General features: G+C 44.5%; 18 protein-coding genes and 1 riboswitch. Of the genes, 6 read left to right on the forward strand and 12 right to left on the reverse strand.

Annotated features, from left to right (window positions below; translation table 11 throughout):
• Positions 1-41 precede the first annotated feature (41 nt).
• A complete protein-coding gene (locus tag AB4263_RS20155; protein WP_017060263.1) occupies positions 42-1634 on the reverse strand; it encodes a Na+/H+ antiporter NhaC family protein in 1593 nt (530 codons plus the stop codon).
• A gap of 112 nt (positions 1635-1746) precedes the next feature.
• Positions 1747-1924: riboswitch (Lysine riboswitch) on the reverse strand.
• Between the two features lie 364 nt (positions 1925-2288).
• Between AB4263_RS20155 and AB4263_RS20160 the strand changes: the two genes are divergently transcribed.
• Complete coding sequence (locus tag AB4263_RS20160) at positions 2289-2699, forward strand: H-NS family nucleoid-associated regulatory protein (RefSeq protein WP_017060262.1); 411 nt, start codon at positions 2289-2291, stop codon at positions 2697-2699.
• A gap of 194 nt (positions 2700-2893) precedes the next feature.
• Here the strand turns inward: AB4263_RS20160 and AB4263_RS20165 are convergent, their stop codons facing one another.
• Positions 2894-4198: an inosine/guanosine kinase gene (locus AB4263_RS20165; protein ID WP_017060261.1), complete on the reverse strand. Its 1305-nt coding sequence runs from the start codon at positions 4196-4198 to the stop codon at positions 2894-2896.
• 102 nt (positions 4199-4300) lie between these two features.
• Positions 4301-4570, reverse strand: a complete 270-nt coding sequence (locus AB4263_RS20170) for a hypothetical protein (RefSeq protein WP_010439986.1) — start codon at positions 4568-4570, stop codon at positions 4301-4303.
• Between the two features lie 204 nt (positions 4571-4774).
• On the opposite strand from AB4263_RS20170, the gene mnmA reads away from it, so the two are divergent.
• From mnmA to purB, 3 genes are all read left to right on the forward strand, one after another.
• Positions 4775-5911 carry a tRNA 2-thiouridine(34) synthase MnmA gene (mnmA, locus tag AB4263_RS20175; RefSeq protein ID WP_017060260.1) on the forward strand — a complete coding sequence of 379 codons (1137 nt, stop codon included), beginning with the start codon at positions 4775-4777 and terminating at the stop codon, positions 5909-5911.
• A 43-nt stretch (positions 5912-5954) separates the two neighbouring features.
• Entirely contained in the window at positions 5955-6572 is a 618-nt protein-coding gene (hflD, locus tag AB4263_RS20180) for a high frequency lysogenization protein HflD (RefSeq protein WP_017060259.1), read from the forward strand.
• 143 nt (positions 6573-6715) lie between these two features.
• Entirely contained in the window at positions 6716-8086 is a 1371-nt protein-coding gene (purB, locus tag AB4263_RS20185) for an adenylosuccinate lyase (protein WP_372098776.1), read from the forward strand.
• Between the two features lie 314 nt (positions 8087-8400).
• Here the strand turns inward: purB and htpX are convergent, their stop codons facing one another.
• Complete coding sequence (htpX, locus tag AB4263_RS20190) at positions 8401-9264, reverse strand: protease HtpX (protein WP_372090168.1); 864 nt, start codon at positions 9262-9264, stop codon at positions 8401-8403.
• Positions 9265-9541: 277 nt separating this feature from the next.
• On the opposite strand from htpX, the gene AB4263_RS20195 reads away from it, so the two are divergent.
• Positions 9542-9709 (forward strand): hypothetical protein, encoded by a 168-nt coding sequence (locus AB4263_RS20195; protein WP_017060256.1) that lies wholly within the window; start codon positions 9542-9544, stop codon positions 9707-9709.
• Positions 9710-9823: 114 nt separating this feature from the next.
• On the opposite strand, the gene bioD is transcribed toward AB4263_RS20195, so the two are convergent.
• Genes bioD through bioB form a run of 4 tightly spaced genes read right to left on the reverse strand, consistent with a single transcriptional unit; the run spans position 9824 to position 13558 of the window.
• Positions 9824-10507, reverse strand: coding sequence for a dethiobiotin synthase (bioD, locus tag AB4263_RS20200; RefSeq protein WP_017060255.1), 684 nt, complete (start codon positions 10505-10507; stop codon positions 9824-9826).
• Positions 10504-11307 carry a malonyl-ACP O-methyltransferase BioC gene (gene bioC / locus AB4263_RS20205; protein WP_017060254.1) on the reverse strand — a complete coding sequence of 268 codons (804 nt, stop codon included), beginning with the start codon at positions 11305-11307 and terminating at the stop codon, positions 10504-10506. The genes bioD and bioC overlap by 4 nt, the downstream gene beginning before the upstream one ends.
• Entirely contained in the window at positions 11308-12519 is a 1212-nt protein-coding gene (gene bioF, locus AB4263_RS20210; protein WP_372098787.1) for an 8-amino-7-oxononanoate synthase, read from the reverse strand.
• Complete coding sequence (gene bioB, locus AB4263_RS20215; RefSeq protein ID WP_136974658.1) at positions 12506-13558, reverse strand: biotin synthase BioB; 1053 nt, start codon at positions 13556-13558, stop codon at positions 12506-12508. The genes bioF and bioB overlap by 14 nt, the downstream gene beginning before the upstream one ends.
• A gap of 159 nt (positions 13559-13717) precedes the next feature.
• On the opposite strand from bioB, the gene bioA reads away from it, so the two are divergent.
• Positions 13718-14995 carry an adenosylmethionine--8-amino-7-oxononanoate transaminase gene (gene bioA / locus AB4263_RS20220; protein ID WP_372058558.1) on the forward strand — a complete coding sequence of 426 codons (1278 nt, stop codon included), beginning with the start codon at positions 13718-13720 and terminating at the stop codon, positions 14993-14995.
• Between the two features lie 124 nt (positions 14996-15119).
• On the opposite strand, the gene AB4263_RS20225 is transcribed toward bioA, so the two are convergent.
• The 4 genes from AB4263_RS20225 to AB4263_RS20240 all read right to left on the reverse strand — a co-directional run bounded on the left by AB4263_RS20225 (position 15120) and on the right by AB4263_RS20240 (position 19618).
• The gene (locus AB4263_RS20225) at positions 15120-15428 is read right to left on the reverse strand and encodes a DksA/TraR family C4-type zinc finger protein (RefSeq protein WP_372098777.1); all 309 of its coding nucleotides are present in this window, start codon (positions 15426-15428) and stop codon (positions 15120-15122) included.
• The gene (locus tag AB4263_RS20230) at positions 15394-16494 is read right to left on the reverse strand and encodes an ISAs1 family transposase (RefSeq protein WP_136987121.1); all 1101 of its coding nucleotides are present in this window, start codon (positions 16492-16494) and stop codon (positions 15394-15396) included. Before AB4263_RS20230 ends, AB4263_RS20225 begins: the two co-directional genes overlap by 35 nt.
• Positions 16495-16812: 318 nt before the next feature.
• Positions 16813-18120, reverse strand: coding sequence for a serine--tRNA ligase (gene serS / locus AB4263_RS20235; RefSeq protein WP_372098778.1), 1308 nt, complete (start codon positions 18118-18120; stop codon positions 16813-16815).
• Positions 18121-18262: 142 nt separating this feature from the next.
• Positions 18263-19618 (reverse strand): replication-associated recombination protein A, encoded by a 1356-nt coding sequence (locus AB4263_RS20240; protein WP_017060249.1) that lies wholly within the window; start codon positions 19616-19618, stop codon positions 18263-18265.
• Positions 19619-19621: the final 3 nt, after the last annotated feature.

Genomic DNA, 19621 nt, shown 5'->3' on the forward strand with positions numbered 1-19621 from the left:
GGCAAACGCCTCCCTGATAGTTTACTGATTAACTTTCAATTTTAGCTTTTGCACGTCGCCATTTTGCAGCGAGAGAAGTAAGCCAATGCAAAACATACAGCAACAAACGTTAGAGACGCTGCGCCAAATGCGATGCCAATTGAAGATGTCATACCTAGAGTGATGAAACCAATGCACGATACGAACGCTACAGACAACGCGTATGGAAGCTGAGTCGAGACGTGGTCGATGTGGTTACAACGAGCACCAGTAGAAGACAGAATCGTCGTATCTGAGATTGGAGAACAGTGGTCACCAAATACTGCACCCGCTAGAACCGCACTTAGCATTGGAAGAATCAGTGCGATATCCGATGCTGCAGCCATATCACCCGCGATTGGTAGCATGATACCGAACGTACCCCAAGATGTACCTGTAGAGAACGCCATAACGCCCGCTAGAAGGAACAACATAACCGGTAACCAGTGGTAATCAATGCTGCCTGTTACTAGAGACGATAGGTAAGAACCCGTTTTCATGTCGCCGATAACAGAACCGATAGTCCATGCAAACACAAGAATCAGAATCGCGCCAAACATAGAGCTAGCACCGATCCACATTGTTCTTGCGATATCAGTCATAGATAGCTTTTGCTTGAATACTGTCGCTAGTGCTACTAGTAAGCCAATAACACCACCGTAAACAAGAGACTTACCTACATCCGTGTTTTCGAATGCGCCTAGAAGGTTGAATGCTTGGCCATCAGCAGCCAGCGCTTGGCCGCCTGTGTAAAGCATTGCAGCCACTGTCGCTACAATTAGCGATACGATTGGCATAACAAGATCAGAAACTGAACCGTTTTCGCTCTCTTCGATATCTAACTCTTCGTTTAGATCGTGAGCTTGCTTTTGATCGTTGTCACCTTCAAAGCCACGGCCTTGAGATGCTTCGATCTCATGCTCACGCATCTTACCAACGTCTAGACCGAACCATGCTACTGCGAATACCATTAGTAGTGCGAATACAGCGTAGAAGTTCATTGGGATAAGACGAACGTAAGCACCCAGTGCAGAATACTCTGTCACACCGTGTGTCACTAAGATGCCACCAATGATCGTGATGATGTAAGCACCCCAGCTAGAAGCAGGCATGATCACACACATAGGAGCAGCAGTTGAATCTAGGATATAAGCAAGCTTAGCGCGAGATACATAGAAGCGGTCTGTTACAGGACGAGAGATAGCACCAACCGCTAGGCTGTTAAAGTAGTCATCAACAAAGATGAATACACCTAAGAAAGCAGCAAGTAGTTTTGAACCACGTTTGCTCTTAACGCGAGACTGTGCCCACTCCGCGAATGCGCGAGTACCGCCAGACAGTGTTAATAATGCCGTTGTCATTCCAAGAATAATTAGGAATGCAATGATGCTCATGTTCCAAGTGTTGATGCCACCATCTTCGATGAAAACACCAGATGCTTTAGTAAACACGTAGCTAGCTGCGTTACCTACTGAGTAATCAGCAAGTAGAATCGCACCCATGATGATACCGACACCCAAAGAAACCAATACACGGCGGGTAACAATAGCAAGGCTCAAAGCCACAAGGGGCGGAAGCAAAGATAAAGGTGATGTTGCAAAATCTATTAAATTCATGATCTTCAAAAACCAGTTTTTTATTTGGCTAGAGATCTACTGCAGACAAACTTGATACGGCTGACCAAGCTCATGTTGAACTAAGCGAAAGGGAAGTGAACACTTCACCCAACCCTACAGTAGCGCTCCATAGTTTAAAATTAAGACTATGGCAGTGTTGTACCTATTGAGCACAACCCCAGCAAATTGCTTAGATATACAATTTACTTCGGCAATTACACCTTTCATTCCCGTTCATTGGCATCACCCCAACGGAAGTTACTTTTTATAATTGCACCTCTACGTGCGATAACATTATTAACCGTGTAAACCAGAGTTTAACAACAAATTAACCAACACCTCGCATCAGGTAGCCGCAATTGTACTCATCAAGAGCAACAATGCAACATATCATTCCGAGAAAAATAGCTTTTTGTTAATGAACTAATCAATAGAAGAATAGTCTACATAAGTTGACTACTCCACCTGTCACATATCATTTTTTAAGATATTCTTAATAATTATTATAAATTCAATAGAAATACTGCTCTGAATTTTCAACTATTCATCTCACTTTTATATTTAAATATGTAATAGAAGAAATACTATTTGTTTTATTCCTAGGCTCTGTTTATTATTAGGAAGATTATTTAGTTTACCTTGATGGAAAATATCATGTCTGAATTAACAAAAACTCTATTAAATATCCGCAGCCTTCGTGCGTTCTCACGTGAATTAACTCTTGAGCAACTTGAAGAAGCGCTAGACAAGCTGACTATTGTTGTACAAGAGCGTCAAGAGTCTGAAGCTGAAGAGCGTGCTGCTAAAGCAGAGCAAGAAGCTAAGCTTTCTGCTATTGCTGAACAAATTGCAAAAGACGGAATTGATGTTGCCGATCTTATTGCTGCACTTTCTGGTGAAGCAAAATCTAAAACAACAAAAGCTAAACGCGCTCCTCGCCCAGCGAAATACAAATACGTAGACGCAAACGGCGACGAGAAGACTTGGACAGGTCAAGGCCGTACGCCTTCAGCTATCCAAGAACAGCTAGATGCTGGTAAATCTCTAGAAGAGTTTGCTATCTAAACATTTAGTTTACTTAGTGAGTAATCAATTACACGCTAAGCGATAGAATTAATATTTAAGTCGACCAAAGTATTATTTACGACTTCAATATATTCAGAAACAAAAAAGGCTCCTTTCGGAGCCTTTTTTATATTTGTACTATCAGTATTAGAAACCAACTGATACTGATAGTACTACTGATTAAAGAAAGTAACTTATCTTTCCCAGTACGCTTCTTCTAGGCTATCTTCTCTTTCAGGAAGGCCACGAGATAAACGTGGAGAGTGTTGAACCAACACTTCATAGCTAGCACGGTTAGAATATTTACAAACTTGTGAGAACGAAGAGTACGTCAAGAATGAATGTTGGTGTTTACTTGAGTTTGGCACGTTTTCTTTGTGGTACTTATTAGCAGCCATATCATGTAATAAAGCTGATAACGCAGCATCACCTGCACCATTGGTATTTTTGATCTTTTCTGGTCCACCCATGTATGGCGCAATGTGCGAATACACTTTAGTTGGGTTTTCACATAAATCTTTATGCGCAGGACGGCTAAATTCAAAACGGTTGAATTCCGCAATTGAACCTGGAAGTAAAGGCAGTGACGTTTCACGCTTAGCTGCATCTTCTGTATAACCAGCCATAAATAGGCCAACAGGTCCCGCAGTACATAGAACAAGGTCTACCCAGTCTAGCGCTTTATCTGATGCAGCCAGTGGATCGCTTTCACCCGTTAACGCTTCAGCTTCGTCTTCATTCATTGCAACAACCGTTACGTGTTGCTCAAGGAAATCTTTCCAGAATTCTGGATCATCTTGAATAACGAACTTAGTACCTAGTGTAAGAACGACTGGCACATCGTATTTCTTCGCGTATTCGATCGCTTTCATTGTTGCTTCAGGCATCGGGTCGCCTGGCTTACAGCGAACTAAATAAGCCGTTAAAACTAAAGCAGAAGCACTTTTGAAGATTTTTTCAGGAATGCTTTCTGGTTTTAATTGGTTCATTTGTCCTTCGCTAATTGCGAAAGTACGTTCACCGTCTTCTGTAATTAATGCAAAGCAGCGGCCAATTGCGCCATCTACCCCTTGTAAATGGTTCAGATCCATTCTGCTTGATGTATTACATAAATAGCGATAACCGTAACTACCAATCTTAATATCTTGGCTCATTACACCTAACAGTGTAGAACGGTCATCCGCTAGCACTGAATAGTTGTGTAATGTGTTACCAATTGTGCCACCAGCGTATTCATTGGTAATCAGGCACTGCTCTTTTAATTCTTGATACAAAGATTCAGCGGCTGCGTCGCCAATAACCAGTGAATGTCCCTTGCTCAAACCATACTTCTCAATAAGTTCAGAACTCACCTTTGCTTCAATATCCACCAATGTTTGGTCAATACCGATAATATGAGTGCGTGACATTCTTTTACTGCTTTGAGCTTGGCTCACTAGAGGATCACGAGCGTGAACCGGAAAGTAGTGCTTTGATTTACGTTGTCCAGGGAATTTCATAGGGCTAGTCTAAGTCAAGGGGAAATAGGTGGCGGATTCTACCGCGCTATATTTAACGCGGCAATCTTTCAAACTATAGCAAACGTTTGCTGAAGGTTTTTTTTATTCGCCTTCCATAAAGCTTAAATCAGGCAGCATGCCCAAATGCTCCGCGTAACGTTTTTGATTAAACTCCGCGCCGTTTTTCATAACGTCAAATACTTCAATTGCCAGTGCACATGCCATAGCCGCAATTGCTTCTTCACGTGGAGTGCCTGTCATCATTAAACGCATCAACGTCTCTTTCACTTTCACTGGTTCGCCATCTTCAAGCTGGTTCTCGATGATCTCAATCAGCTCTTCTTCTTGCATAAATTCATTTTGTTCAGACATTTTTTTATCTCAGGTCTTGGATTTCGAGCGACTATGCCACATATACTTCTGACATCCTAGCGACTCACCTCGCTCTCATGCGATTCTCTAACAAAGTCAGCGCACTATTTGTGCAAATGAAACTGTGATTCCGGTCTCGGATCTGTCACGGCGTTTCTCTTTCTGTTAGAATCTGCGACCAAGTAATAGTAATGGTGTTTAGACATGTCAGATATCAGCTCTGGAAACAGCGAAAAGAAAGTAATTGTCGGTATGTCCGGCGGTGTAGATTCGTCAGTATCGGCGTATCTTCTTCAGCAACAAGGCTATCAGGTAGAAGGCCTTTTCATGAAAAACTGGGAAGAAGACGATAACGAAGAATACTGCACGGCAGCTGAAGATCTTGCTGATGCTCAAGCGGTATGTGACAAACTAGGTATCCACCTTCACACTATCAACTTTGCTGCAGAATACTGGGACAACGTATTCGAATACTTCCTTGAAGAGTACAAAGCAGGTCGTACACCTAACCCAGATATTCTTTGTAACAAAGAAATCAAATTTAAAGCATTCTTAGAGTTTGCGGATGAAGTGCTAGACGCAGACTACATTGCGATGGGTCACTACGTTCGTCGTACTTTCCCAACTCAAGAAGAGCTTGATGCTGGCGTAAAACCAGAAATGCTACGCGGTCTAGACAGCAACAAAGACCAAAGTTATTTCCTATACACGCTAAGCTCAGATCAAGTGGCACGCAGCCTATTCCCTGTCGGTGAATTAGAGAAGCCAGAAGTGCGACGTATTGCTGAAGAGCAAGACTTGATCACAGCTAAGAAGAAAGATTCAACAGGCATCTGCTTTATCGGTGAGCGCAAGTTCACTGAGTTCCTAGGCAAATACCTACCAGCACAACCGGGTAACATCGAAACACCTGAAGGCCAAGTGATTGGTCAACACCAAGGTTTGATGTACCACACGCTAGGTCAGCGTAAAGGCCTTCATATTGGCGGCACTAAAGGTGGTGGCGGTAACGAAGAACCATGGTTTGTTGGTGAAAAAGACCTTAAGCGTAATGTACTTATCGCAGTACAAGGTAAAGACCACCCTCTTCTGAAATCAGAAGGCTTGATCGCATCTCAACTTCATTGGGTAAATCGCACACCAATTACTGAAGTTATGACATGCACGGTAAAAACACGTTACCGTCAAACAGATATTCCTTGTACAATCATCCCAATTGATGATGAGAACATTAAGGTTATTTTTGATGAGCCACAAATCGCAGTGACCCCAGGTCAATCTGCAGTGTTTTACCAAGGCGAAGTATGTCTTGGTGGTGGTATCATCGAAAAGCGCATCTAATCAATCAAACGACAAACGATAGAAGACAACTAGGAGTTACTACGTGGCTAATACACTTTATGACCGTACTATTGCTTTCGCCGGAATTTGCCAAGCTGTGGCTTTGGTTCAACAAGTAGCGAAAGACGGCCATTGTGATAAAGATGCCTTTGAAGCTTCACTCAGTGCCATTTTAAATACCAACCCATCGAATACCGTGGGCGTATTTGGACGTGAAGCGAACCTAAAGCTTGGCCTTGAGTGCTTAGTAAAAGGTATCGATAGTACTCCAGCAGGTAGCGATATCACGCGTTACATCATCAGCTTGATGGCGCTTGAGCGTAAGCTGTCTTCTCGCAACGACTCTATGTCTCAGCTTGGTGACCGCATTCAAACTGCAGAGCGCCAAACTGAACACTTTGATCTGTTTGACGAGCAAATGATCAGCAACCTTGCAAGTATCTACCTTGATGTCGTCAGCCCTATCGGCCCTCGCATTCAGGTTTCTGGTACTCCGTCTGTACTTCAGCAGACATCGAGCCAACATAAGGTTCGCGCACTGCTTCTATCAGGGATTCGAAGCGCTGTGTTATGGCGTCAAGTTGGCGGTAAACGTCGCCACCTTATCTTCGGTCGTAAGAAGATGATCGAGCAGGCTCAAATCCTACTAGCTCGAATGTAGTTTATTAGCTCGCGCCTCGTCGCGAGCTTGTTTTTTGTATCAACACAACTCTCACGCAAACGATTGCGCAATGTGCGTGACAATTGAGATTGTTACTGGTATAAACCTCTCAAAATTTAGAAAACTCAATTCAGGAGAACACCATGGAACTGTCAGCATTGACTGCTGTTTCACCAGTAGACGGCCGTTACGGAAGTAAGACTATTGCATTACGCAGCATCTTTAGTGAGTTTGGACTACTAAAGTACCGCTCTATCGTTGAAATTCGTTGGTTACAAAAGCTTGCAGCAACTGATGCAATCAAAGAAGTACCAGCGTTCAGTGCAGAAGCTAACCAGTTTCTTGATGAACTAGCCGCTAACTTCAGCGAAGAAGATGCTCTACGTATCAAAGAGATCGAGCGCACGACTAACCACGACGTTAAAGCGGTTGAGTACTTCTTGAAAGAGAAAGTTGCTGGCGTTCCTGAACTTCACGCTGTAAACGAATTTATTCACTTTGCATGTACTTCTGAAGACATCAACAACACCTCTCACGCGCTTATGCTTAAAGAAGCTCGTGACACAGTGATTCTTCCAGAAATCCGTAACGTAATTGATGCTATCAAAGCACTTGCGAACGAGTACCGTGATATTCCATTACTGTCTCGTACACACGGTCAGCCAGCTTCTCCTTCTACTATGGGTAAAGAGATGGCTAACGTTGCGTACCGTATGGAACGTCAATACAAGCAAATCGAAAACGTTGAGATCCTAGCGAAAATCAACGGTGCTGTAGGTAACTACAACGCACACCTTTCTGCATACCCAGAAGTTGAATGGCACCAGTTTAGCGAAGAGTTCATCACTGAATCTCTTGGCGTAACTTGGAACCCGTACACAACTCAAATCGAACCTCACGATTACATCGCTGAGCTATTCGATGCAATTGCTCGTTTCAACACTATCCTTCTAGACTTCGACCGTGACGTTTGGGGCTACATCGCTCTTGGTCACTTCAAGCAGAAGACTATTGCTGGCGAAATCGGTTCTTCGACAATGCCGCATAAAGTTAACCCAATTGACTTCGAAAACTCTGAAGGCAACCTTGGTCTAGCTAACGCTGTATTTGGCCACCTAGCACAGAAACTTCCAGTTTCTCGCTGGCAACGTGACCTAACTGACTCTACGGTTCTTCGTAACCTAGGTGTGGGTGTTGGCTACGCAATCATTGCATACACTTCGACTCTGAAAGGTATTAGCAAGCTTGAAGTTAACCGCGCTGCGCTACTTGCTGAACTAGACAAGAACTGGGAAGTATTGGCTGAACCAGTACAAACAGTAATGCGTCGTTACGGCATCGAAAAACCATACGAGAAGCTAAAAGAGCTAACTCGTGGTAAACGTGTAGATGGCGAAGGCATGCGTGCATTCATCGATGGTCTTGAGATCCCTGAAGACGAGAAAGTTCGCCTGAAAGAGATGACTCCAGCGAACTACATCGGCCAAGCAATCGAGCTAACTGACAAACTGTAAGGTTCGAATTTCGAATCACAGAATAGACTAAGGCTTCCCATGTGGAAGCCTTTTTGTTGAGCGGAACAAAGTGTATTGAGCACAAGAGACGTCAGCAAAATAATACAAAGCAACCCAGTATCATTACCCTACTCATCTCAATCCGTGCGATATCAACCAATCAATATCGTAATGCTTCATCACCAGTAACCCTCTATCGCCAGACACCTATTCCTCGAATACTTACTGTCTTAGATGCCAAGATCAAAAAAGACCTCCCGAAGGAAGCCTTTCAAATGTATCTTGTCGATTAGCGACTGAAGAATACGTAGCGATTACATGTTACGTAGAGAAGCAATACGCTTGTCTAGCGGCGGGTGGCTCATTAGAAGCTCAGTTAGAGACTTCTTACCGTTGATACCAAACGCCATCATAGAACCTTCTAATTGTGGCTCGTGGCTCACTTTTAGACGCTCGAGCGCTGCAATCATCTTCTCTTTACCTACCAAGTGCGCAGCACCTGCATCGGCATGAAACTCACGATGGCGGCTGTACCACATCGTAATGAAGCTTGCTAAGAAACCAAATACCAATTCCAACACCATAGACACACCGAAGTACACCATCATGTTGCTGCCACCCTCTTCTTCGTTGTCATTCGACGCAACAATGTTGGCGATAAAACGAGATAGGAAGATAACGAACGTGTTCACTACACCTTGCATTAACGTCATGGTCACCATATCACCGTTCGCGATGTGGCTCACTTCATGCGCTAATACTGCTTCAGCTTCATCACGCGTCATGTTGTGCAGCAGGCCTGTTGATACTGCTACCAATGAATCGTCACGCTTAGCACCTGTCGCGAATGCGTTGATGTCTGGCGAGTCGTAGATCGCCACTGTTGGCATACCAATACCAACTTGTTGAGATTGACGGCTTACCGTCTCCATCAACCAATGTTCTGTTTCGTTACGTGGGCTTTCAATGACCATGCCGCCTACCGAGCGTAGCGCCATTTTCTTCGACATCATTAATGAAATGAATGAGCCGCCAAAACCAAATACCGCAGCCATCACCAATAAACCTGAGAGGCTACCGGGTTGCATACCTGTAACTGCGTATACAACATTAAGAACAACACTTAGTACCAATACAACCGCTAGGTTAGTTGCAAGGAACAACATTACTCGCTTCATTACTTATCTCCGCATGAAAGCTGTTTTTATAAAACTTATTGTTATAGACAAGGCAGACAGCAATAGATTCCAACCTTGAAGACTTATACTTACTTATACATATAGTCTTAGATTAAGAAAACAAGGTTAAGCATTAAATTGCAACATTTGATTACGAGACCGTATCCGAATTAAATCCACTCTATTAGACCTAAGTCGTATGGTGTCGATATAACAATCCGTTTACAGTGACTTCAGATGATTTATTGGCTAGTCCATGTACAAAAAGGAAAGGATCATGGTTGAAGGTACTAACACTCAAATGGCTATCGATTTACTGTGCTGTCACCTAGGGATTACTGAAGAAGAAGCGAAAAAGCAGGTTGGAATCCTAACACCGCAAACGGCACAGACAAAAATCACAGAAACTCAGCAAGCTTTAATGGGACTGACTAAAGAACATTAGTTCTAAGCTTGTTTATTAAAAGACCGGTTGTTTATCAACTCAAGGTCTAAAGGCTTAAAATAGCAAAAGGGCTGCAATCGCAGCCCTTTTCTTATTTAGTACATAACGTGGTAATTAAAGCGCAAGCAAAGGCTGCACATCAATGTACTTACCAATGTTTTTAGACTTCGCTTTTGGGACGTAAGGGATTTCACCTAACTTAGGTGCACCTAACTTATCTTCAAGCATCGCAATAATATCTGCGTAGTGCTCAGTACCTGGATTGATACGGTTTGCGACCCAACCTACTAGGTTTAGGCCATCAGCACGAATCGCTTCTGCCGTTAATAGAGCGTGGCTCAAACAACCAAGTTTAATACCCACAGTCAGTACCACTGGCAGTTGCTCTTTTTTAACCCAGCTAGAAAGATATTCATCGTCTGAAACCGGGACTCGCCAACCACCAGCACCTTCAACTAACACGATGTCAGAGTTTTTCTTATGCTCTTCTAGCTTCGCTGATAATACCGCCTCATCAATTACAACACCATCATGCTTAGCAGCGATGTGAGGCGATGATGGTAGCAACAACGCGTATGGATTGACGTCTTCGTAAGCAATATCTTGCGTCGCCGCTTCTTGAAGATGCAGTGCATCACTATTACGTAGTCCTTCAGGGGATTTTTCACTCCCTGCAGCAACTGGCTTGTAACCAATTGTTGATAAATCTTGTGCGGCCAAAGCTTGAAGAATCGCTTTTGAAACCACAGTTTTTCCCACTTCGGTATCCGTACCTGCAATGAATAATGCATCAATCATAATTGAATAACCCCTAAACAAACTTGATATGTTGCTGGTAAGAAACCTTGATGGTTCTTAAACTCTCGATATTCCCGATCAACAAGCTGCAACATGCGACGACTTGTTAAACCTTGTGAGCGACCACTTACGTGATTAGCGCCGATACCTTTAAGGTCGCGCATCAGTTCAAACGCAGTGTCGTACCAAACGGTGATGGTGGGCAAGTCTAGTTGATGAACGGTACAGCTAGATTGCGCTAACGCAATTTTTACCTTATTGATTGTAATAAAATGGTTAACGTGTTGATGTGCGTCAATTTTGGACCACGACTTTTTCAGTTCAAACAGCGACCCATCAAGCAAAGTTGAGAAAATAACACGCCCACCAGCCGCTGTAACACGCTTCATCTCTCTCAAAGGCGACGACAAATCGTCACACCATTGCAACGCAAGGCTAGAGAAAACGATGTCAAAGCACCCATCTTCAAACGGCAATTGTTCGGCATCGGCTTGTTGATATAAAGATACAGATGCACCACACCGCTTCTCTGCTGTTGCTAGCATTCCAACAGAAAGATCAGCGCAAACCACTTCGGCGCCTCGTTTTACAAGTTGCTCGGAGAAATAGCCAGTACCACAACCTAGATCCAGCACCTTAAAGCCTGACAGATCGCTGGGTAATTTATCCAGTAATCGGTGGCCAACATCGCGTTGAAATTCAGCGTGTTTGTCATAGGTTGTTGCCGCTTTACCAAAGGCTTCGGCAATCGCACTCTTATCTTGGCCAACGTAATTATGCACTACTGCTTCTTGTGACATTTACTGAGCCTCTTTATTTGATTCAAAGCTTGGATGGATACCCGGTTCAGTGCTTAAGTCGATGTTTCGTTCAATGGCTTGATGCAACGACCTGGTTAACTGGAGAATCTGTTTTGGGCTATGGTTAGCTGTTAACGTGATTCGTAATCGAGCAGTTCCAGCAGGTATGGCTGGCGGCCTTATTGCGGTCACCCAAACTTGGTTGCGCTTTAATTCTTCTGCAACGGAGAGCGCAGCCTGAGCCTCACCGATCACAAATGGCTTAATCGGAGTCTGAGTATCCACAAAGCCTTTCAAGCCGCTCACCTGCTCTGCATAGAGAGACCCTAACTCAGTCAGCTTTTCTCGGCGCCACTCTTGAGTTTGAGTCATCTTACAGGCATGAGATAAAGCCACCGCTTGTGAAGGTGGCATCGCCGTCGAGTACACATGATGACGAGCAAACTGAGTTAAGTAATCACCCACTTCTGACGAACAAAGAATCGCAGCACCAGAAACGCCAAATGCTTTGCCAAAGGTCACCACCAAAATATCGGGGGAGATTTGTGCTGCACTGCAACTCCCAGCTCCTTTATCACCTAATACGCCGATACCGTGGGCATCATCAACCGCCAACCAACTGTCGTATTGATGAGTCAGGTTAGATATCTGGCTGAGAGGCGCTTGATCGCCGTCCATGCTGAATACGCCCTCAGTGACGACCAAGGATTGTAGAGATCGGCTTAATAGAGACTCTAGATGCTGCGTGTCGTTGTGTTTAAAGCGTTTCATGGTTGCATGAGAAAGCATCCCCGCTTCCATCAAAGAGGCGTGATTAAGCTTGTCTTGCAGCAGAGAGTCGTCTTTTTCGAGCAGAGAAAACAACAAGGCTTGGTTCGCACTGAAACCAGAACTAAAGAGAATCGCACGTTCAAAGCCCAACCATTCACACAGCTGAGCTTCTAAATTTCTATGAGCAGGACTAAAACCCGTGACCAATGGCGATGCCGCACTGCCAGCACCATAAAGGGAAAGCCCCGCTTGCCACGCCTCTACCAATTCAGGGTCGTTCGCCAAGCCTAGGTAATCATTACTCGAAAAATTAATAAAGCGAGAACCTTCGCAATTAAGCAAAGGACCATTACTGTTTTCGAGCACTTTAAGTTGACGAGTTAGCCCCTGCTCACGGCGTTGAACAAGGGCATCTTTGATACGGGATTTAAACAGTGGCATCGTAGAACATGTCATCTTTCGTTGGACGAGCAGCAACGCGCTCCACTACTTGATCTAACAGTTCGTTTTCTTGAATTTCATCAGGCTTCTGAGCCACTTGTTGGCTGTTGATGCCTAACTTCTTAAACAGCTGCATGTCCGTGTCTTCATCTGGGTTTGGCGTAGTCAGTAGCTTACAACCGTAGAAGATAGAGTTCGCGCCAGCCATGAAGCACATCGCCTGCATCTGTTCATTCATATTCTCGCGACCTGCAGATAGACGAACCGCTGACATTGGCATCATGATACGAGCAATCGCAATCAACTTAATGAAGTCAAAAGATTCAACATCATCGACGTTTTCCATCGGTGTGCCTTTCACTTTCACGAGCATGTTGATTGGCACACTCTCAGGGTGTACCGGAAGGTTCGCTAGCTCTACCAGCAGGCCTGCACGGTCATTGGTACTTTCGCCCATACCAATAATGCCACCAGAACAGATCTTCATACCGGCATCACGTACGTGAGATAGCGTATCTAAACGATCTTGGTAAGTACGAGTGGTGATGATGCTGCCGTAAAACTCGGGAGACGTATCAAGGTTATGGTTGTAGTAATCCAAGCCTGCATCCGCTAACTCGCCAGCTTGATCAGGGGTTAACATGCCTAGTGTCATACAGGTTTCTAGACCCATACCTTTCACACCTTTGATCATATCAGTCAAGTGAGGCATATCGCGTTCTTTCGGGTTTTTCCACGCCGCGCCCATACAGAAACGAGTCGAGCCCGCGTTCTTGGCTTTTTGCGCCGCATGCAAAACACGCTCTACTTCCATTAGGCGTTCTTTGTCGACATCCGTTCGGTAGTGAGCACTTTGAGGACAATACTTACAGTCTTCAGGACAAGCACCGGTCTTAATCGATAGAAGCGTACTCACCTGCACGTGGTTGTGCTCTTGGTACTGTCTATGAACCACTTGAGCTTCAAACATTAAATCCATAAACGGTTTTTCAAGCAGCGCTGTTACTTCAGCAACTGTCCAGTCATGACGAACTTCCACGTGTCGATCCTTTTTTATTATTTGATGTTTCATCTCTATCAATAGAGATTGCATTTATGCTTGGCTAGTCTACCGACAAGCTTTAGACTGTCAACACATTGATAATATCAAAAGTTTACATATGGTTGTTTTTTAACCGCACCAAGAATGGAAGTTACTATGGATCTCGCCTTTGATCGCCAGCATATCTGGCATCCCTACACATCAACGTTAACACCTCTGACCTGCTATCCAGTCACCAACGCAGACGGTGTTCACCTAGAATTAGAAGGCGGAAAACGAATTATTGATGGTATGTCATCTTGGTGGTCAACCATCCACGGCTACAATCACCCTGAGCTAAATGCTGCGGCTCACAGTCAAATCGATAAGGTTTCACACGTTATGTTTGGTGGTATCACCCACCAGCCCGCTATCGATCTATGTAAGAAGCTTTTGAATCTCGCGCCAAGTAATCTTGAGCATGTATTTTTGGCCGATTCAGGTTCAGTAGCCGTAGAAGTTAGCCTAAAAATGGCACTGCAATATTGGCACGCTAAAGGACAACCTCGTTCAAAGTTCCTCACACTAAGAGATGGCTACCACGGTGATACCTTTGCGGCGATGTCAGTGACCGACCCTGACAACTCGATGCACAGCCTCTACAAAGGCTTTTTACCGGAACATATTTTCGCTGATTCACCAAAAACAGGCTTTTGGGATGAGTGGAACTCAAGTGACATCGATAGTTTTAAAGAAAAGCTGGCAGCACACCATCAAGAAGTCGCAGCGGTGATCTTAGAGCCAATCGTTCAAGGGGCTGGTGGCATGCGCATCTACCACCCTGAGTTCCTAAAACAAGTTCGCTTACTGTGTGATGAATTCAACGTATTGCTGATCTTGGATGAGATTGCGACCGGGTTTGGCCGTACAGGGAAACTATTCGCTTGTGAGCATGCCGATGTTCAACCGGACATCTTATGCGTAGGCAAGGCTTTAACTGGTGGTTATATGACATTGTCAGCGACGCTGGCGAGTAAAGAAGTTGCTGACACGGTATGTGGCGGTGAAGCGGGCTGCTTTATGCACGGGCCAACATTCATGGGTAACCCATTAGCTTGCGCAGTCGGTGCGGCAAGTTTATCCATCATCGAGCAAGGTCATTGGAAAAATCAAACTCAACAGATCGAACAGCTTTTCTCTGAGTTGCTACCACCATTGCGAGAGCATGATCTTGTCAAAGACGTTCGCTGGTTGGGCGCGATTGGCGTCGTTGAAACCCACACACCTGTCGATATGGAAACCATCCAAGCTCACTTTGTAGAGCAAGGCGTTTGGATCCGTCCGTTTGGTAAGCTAATTTATATGATGCCTCCGTTTATTATCAAACCACAACATATTGAGCAATTGGTCGCTGCTATCGACACTGCATTACAAAATACTCATTGCTTTAAATAAGGCGTTTATTGCTCTAAACAAGAGCGACGATTATTTCTATATATCTTCATTAATAAATCATTTAATTAAACTAAAAGGCCTTACATAAAAGTAAGGCCTTAACTGCTTGAAGGTAACCGTCAGTTTAACGTAATTGGCTATCTTTACTTGCTCGACGGTTAAACAATGAATGTCGATGTACGTCATGCTCTAATATTGACTGACATTCTATACACAAACGAACGCCTTTGATCGCGCGTCGTCTTTGTTCCGGAATCTCATCACCACACTCATCACAATAACGCAAACCCTCACCACCTCGAAGGTTTCCTCTTACACGAGAGATCTCATCATCAATGGTATTTTGTATTTGCTGGCTGACACTATCGTCACCAGGGCGGGAGCACACTTTGTTCAATTTATAACCCAAAGAAGACTCGTGCCCGATAATCATCGTTCCATCCCGCTTTTTTCAACTTCACCTTTTGACTTGGCGCACCGCAATCACATTGCTTAAGCATGTTCATTACAAAGCGTCTGAACAACGCTATGTTCTCAACGGCACCATCCAAAGTGATTCGAGAGCTATCCTCTTTAAAAACAACATCTAATACGTAGTGTTGGCTGTTTTCAATTCGCCAGTGTTGACGAATATAATGACCAAGTAATTTGTGATTCGGCGACATGGAACTTATGTAGTATGACGTATCTACGGTGCCTTTCCCGTTTATCACTCGGTGGCGTTCCACTGCTATAATGCTTCTTACCGTCGGCCATTTCTTTGCTAGTTCTTCGGGCAACTTAGCCTTAAGTTGAAAAACGTATCGCTCTTCGTTACGACCATGATGTGTCTCTTTGATTTCAGTGACTATTTTCTCTTTCCTAGCATCGAAGATAGCCTGAAACTGTTCAACAACAGCCGCTCTTAGTTTCGGTTGGTTGTTCTTCACTTGAACAACAACATGCGCTTTCTTTTCTTTTATCTTCTCTAGGGTTTCGCGCTGGCAATGCAGCGCATCAATCGTGACCACACTGCCTTTTACATTTATAACATCAAGCATTTGGCGCACAACACTGATCTCGCCATTCTTGTTTTCCGTCGGTTTTTGGCTCAGAACAAGGCCACGCTCAGTGTCATATGCCGTGACCAACTGCAACGCTGTTTTCCTGTCATTTCGATAAGAGCCACGCAGGACTTTTCCGTCGAATGCGATTATGGGTTTATTTTGGTTGGCTCTTTGTTCGTTTATCCACAAGGCCAACGCTTCAAGCAATGACTCCGCAACAACTGAGCGTAATATGCGTGCTATTGTGTGTCGTCGGGGGATTCCATGTTTGAATGGCCTGTACTTTCTTAACCAGCTTAACTTCTCTTCCCCATAAAATTCAATGTCTTGCCATCCTTCGCACCCAGATGCAATAGCACTAATAACGAGGAACATAACGTCAATAAGGTCATGTTTTTGGTTAATGTCAGAACGAGTATCTTCGATGACGGATAGGTGCTCAATTAAGTTCAAAATGGCTGTCTAGCTAAGGGTTTGACGCTATTAGATCATATTTGTTAACAAAGTGCGATCCCGCCCTGCTATCGTCACCAGCCCATCCTACGGCCATAAGCCCTCCTCAGTATTTGAACGAGAAAATCTATACCTACCGCGGTAAGAGCATATTATAGCCACATTTAAGGATTGTAATAATTATCAAAATCAATAAAACACTATTACACATAGGTAACAAAAATTATTTATTTCTCGCCACTGCACTATTCTATAGGCAATAAAAAACCCAGCCTGTTGGCTGGGTTTTATAAGTAACCTAATGCTTAATCAATCTAATTAACCGATGTGCGTTACGCCGCCCATGTATGGTTGAAGTACTTCTGGGATAGCAATACGGCCATCTGCTTCTTGGTTGTTCTCAAGGATAGCAACCATAGTACGACCAACAGCAAGACCAGAACCGTTTAGTGTGTGTACAAGTTCAGGTTTTTTCTCGCCTTTACGACGGAAACGAGCTTGCATACGACGCGCTTGGAAATCCCACATGTTTGAACAAGAAGAAATCTCACGGTAAGTCTCTTGTGCTGGAACCCATACTTCTAAGTCGTAAGTTTTCGCAGAACCGAAGCCCATGTCACCTGTACATAGAATCACTTTACGGTAAGGAAGCTCTAGAAGTTGAAGTACTTTCTCAGCGTGGCCAGTTAGCTCTTCAAGCGCTGCCATTGAGTCTTCTGGCTTAGTGATTTGTACTAATTCAACTTTATCGAATTGGTGCATACGGATAAGACCACGAGTGTCACGACCGTAAGAACCCGCTTCAGAACGGAAACACGGCGTGTGAGCTGTCATCTTAAGTGGCAGTTCAGCTTCATCAGTGATCGTGTCACGAACCATGTTCGTTACCGGTACTTCCGCAGTAGGGATAAGCGATAGAGTCTTAAGAGGTACGTCACTTACTTGCTCAGTTAGCGGGCTTGTGTGGAACAAGTCTTCGCCGAACTTAGGAAGTTGACCAGTACCGTAAAGGCTATCGTGGTTCACTAGATACGGTACGTACATTTCTGTGTAGCCGTGCTCATCAGTGTGAAGGTCCAGCATGAACTGAGCAATAGCACGGTGTAGACGTGCAAATTTGCCTTTCATCACGATGAAACGAGAACCCGAGATTTTAACTGCGCTAGCAAAATCAAGACCGCCAGACATTTCGCCAAGATCGACGTGATCTTTCACTTCAAAGTCGTAAGTCTTAGGTTGACCCCAACGAGAAACTTCTACGTTATCCTCTTCATCTTTACCATCTGGCACTTCTGCATCAGGTAGGTTAGGAATAGACATTGTGATCGTTTCTAGCTCAGATTGAAGATCAGCCAATGCTACTTTAGCTTGGTCTAGTTCTGCGCCTAAGTTGCCTACTTCTGCAAGGATACGCTCAGCTTCTTCATGGTCGCCTTTTGCTTTCGCTTGACCAATGGACTTCGATCGAGAGTTACGTAACGCTTGTAGCTCTTCAGTTTTCATCTGAAGGGACTTACGTTTTTCTTCAAGTTCACGAATTGTCTCTACATCAAGGGTGAAGCCTCGACGTGCTAATTTTGCCGCTGTTTCATCCAGCTCAGCTCGAAGTAATTTAGAATCCAGCATTGCTAATCCTATGCTTTAGTTATTTGAATATTCAGTAGCTTGCTACTGAATCACTGCTAAACCCCTAAAACTGGTGTTATTTCGACCAATTTATAACGATTTAATTGAAATTTTATGACTAGGTAACGATATCCAAAAAAGACTACTTTTCATAGCGTTTTTGTGGGCTTTTTGCGTCCAAATCCGCCAGATAATCTAGCTTCTCGCCAATTTTGGTCTCTAAGCCTCGTTTTGTTGGGAAATAGTATTGCTTCTCTCCCATTTCAGGAGGCAGATACTTTTCACCAGCGGCGTAGGCTCCTGGTTCGTCATGAGCATAACGGTATTCTTGCCCGTAGCCCATGTCCTTCATCAAAGTTGTCGGTGCATTTCGCAAATGATGCGGCACTTCATATTCAGGAAGATTGTGAGCATCTGTTAACGCTTGCTTCCACGCGGTGTAAACGGCGTTACTCTTTGGTGCACATGCGAGATAAACAACCGCCTGCGCAATCGCACGCTCCCCTTCAGCAGGGCCAATGCGCGTGAAGCAATCCCAAGCCGACATCGCTACCTGCATGGCGCGAGGATCAGCGTTACCGATATCTTCAGAAGCAATCGCCAGCAAGCGTCTAACGATATACAAAGGATCACAACCCGCAGCAATCATTCGTGCTGACCAGTACAAGGCCGCATCAGGGTTTGAGCCACGAATTGACTTATGAACCGCGGAGATTAGGTCGTACCAAATATCACCCTTGTTATCGAAACGAGCGACTTTCTCACCAGCCACTTCAGCCAACAACTGCAAGGTTATCGCTTTCTCGCCTTTATCGTTGTCTTCTGCCATGTCATACAGCAGTTCAAGGTAGTTAAGCGACATACGCGCGTCGCCGTTAACCAGTTCTGCAAGGCGATCTAAAACATTATCAGCAAAATCAACAGGCACATCACCTAACCCACGTTGCTTATCTTCAATCGCTTGGCGAATGACAAGAGAAATATCATCTGTGTTCAGGGACGTCAGTTTGTAGACACGCGCACGTGACAACAAAGCGTTGTTCAGTTCAAAAGATGGGTTTTCTGTCGTCGCACCAATAAAGGTCACGGTGCCATCTTCGATATGAGGCAGAAAAGCATCTTGCTGACTTTTGTTAAAGCGATGGACTTCGTCCACAAACAGGATGGTTCTGCGCCCTGCTTGCTTGTTCTCGCGCGCTTTTTCAATTGCAATACGAATGTCTTTTACGCCCGAGGTTACCGCCGATACGCGTTCCACTTCAGCATTCGCATAGTTTGCTGCAACTTCGGCTAACGTCGTTTTACCGGTGCCCGGAGGCCCCCACAAAATCATCGAGTGGATATGGCCCGCTTCCAACGCTCTGCGAAGTGGTTTACCTGGGCCTAATATATGCTGCTGACCGATGTACTGTTCGACAGTTTCCGGTCTCATACGAGCAGCAAGGGGACGAAAATCTTCGTCCCCCGCAAAATCTAAGCTGTAATTACTCAATTGCAATCT

Source organism: Vibrio sp. 10N.261.55.C5 (assembly GCF_041470505.1).
GTDB classification, from domain to species: domain Bacteria; phylum Pseudomonadota; class Gammaproteobacteria; order Enterobacterales; family Vibrionaceae; genus Vibrio; species Vibrio crassostreae_C.

Excerpts from the sequence above, each read along its gene's own strand:
- mnmA (WP_017060260.1), top strand. The coding sequence starts at position 4,775 with ATGTCAGATATCAGCTCTGGAAACAGCGAAAAGAAAGTAATTGTCGGT.
- htpX (WP_372090168.1), bottom strand. The coding sequence starts at position 9,264 with ATGAAGCGAGTAATGTTGTTCCTTGCAACTAACCTAGCGGTTGTATTG.
- AB4263_RS20165 (WP_017060261.1), bottom strand. The coding sequence starts at position 4,198 with ATGAAATTCCCTGGACAACGTAAATCAAAGCACTACTTTCCGGTTCAC.
- bioA (WP_372058558.1), top strand. The coding sequence starts at position 13,718 with ATGGATCTCGCCTTTGATCGCCAGCATATCTGGCATCCCTACACATCA.
- AB4263_RS20160 (WP_017060262.1), top strand. The coding sequence starts at position 2,289 with ATGTCTGAATTAACAAAAACTCTATTAAATATCCGCAGCCTTCGTGCG.
- bioD (WP_017060255.1), bottom strand. The coding sequence starts at position 10,507 with ATGATTGATGCATTATTCATTGCAGGTACGGATACCGAAGTGGGAAAA.
- purB (WP_372098776.1), top strand. The coding sequence starts at position 6,716 with ATGGAACTGTCAGCATTGACTGCTGTTTCACCAGTAGACGGCCGTTAC.
- AB4263_RS20155 (WP_017060263.1), bottom strand. The coding sequence starts at position 1,634 with ATGAATTTAATAGATTTTGCAACATCACCTTTATCTTTGCTTCCGCCC.
- AB4263_RS20170 (WP_010439986.1), bottom strand. The coding sequence starts at position 4,570 with ATGTCTGAACAAAATGAATTTATGCAAGAAGAAGAGCTGATTGAGATC.
- AB4263_RS20195 (WP_017060256.1), top strand. The coding sequence starts at position 9,542 with ATGGTTGAAGGTACTAACACTCAAATGGCTATCGATTTACTGTGCTGT.
- bioC (WP_017060254.1), bottom strand. The coding sequence starts at position 11,307 with ATGTCACAAGAAGCAGTAGTGCATAATTACGTTGGCCAAGATAAGAGT.
- serS (WP_372098778.1), bottom strand. The coding sequence starts at position 18,120 with ATGCTGGATTCTAAATTACTTCGAGCTGAGCTGGATGAAACAGCGGCA.
- AB4263_RS20225 (WP_372098777.1), bottom strand. The coding sequence starts at position 15,428 with ATGATTATCGGGCACGAGTCTTCTTTGGGTTATAAATTGAACAAAGTG.
- bioF (WP_372098787.1), bottom strand. The coding sequence starts at position 12,519 with ATGCCACTGTTTAAATCCCGTATCAAAGATGCCCTTGTTCAACGCCGT.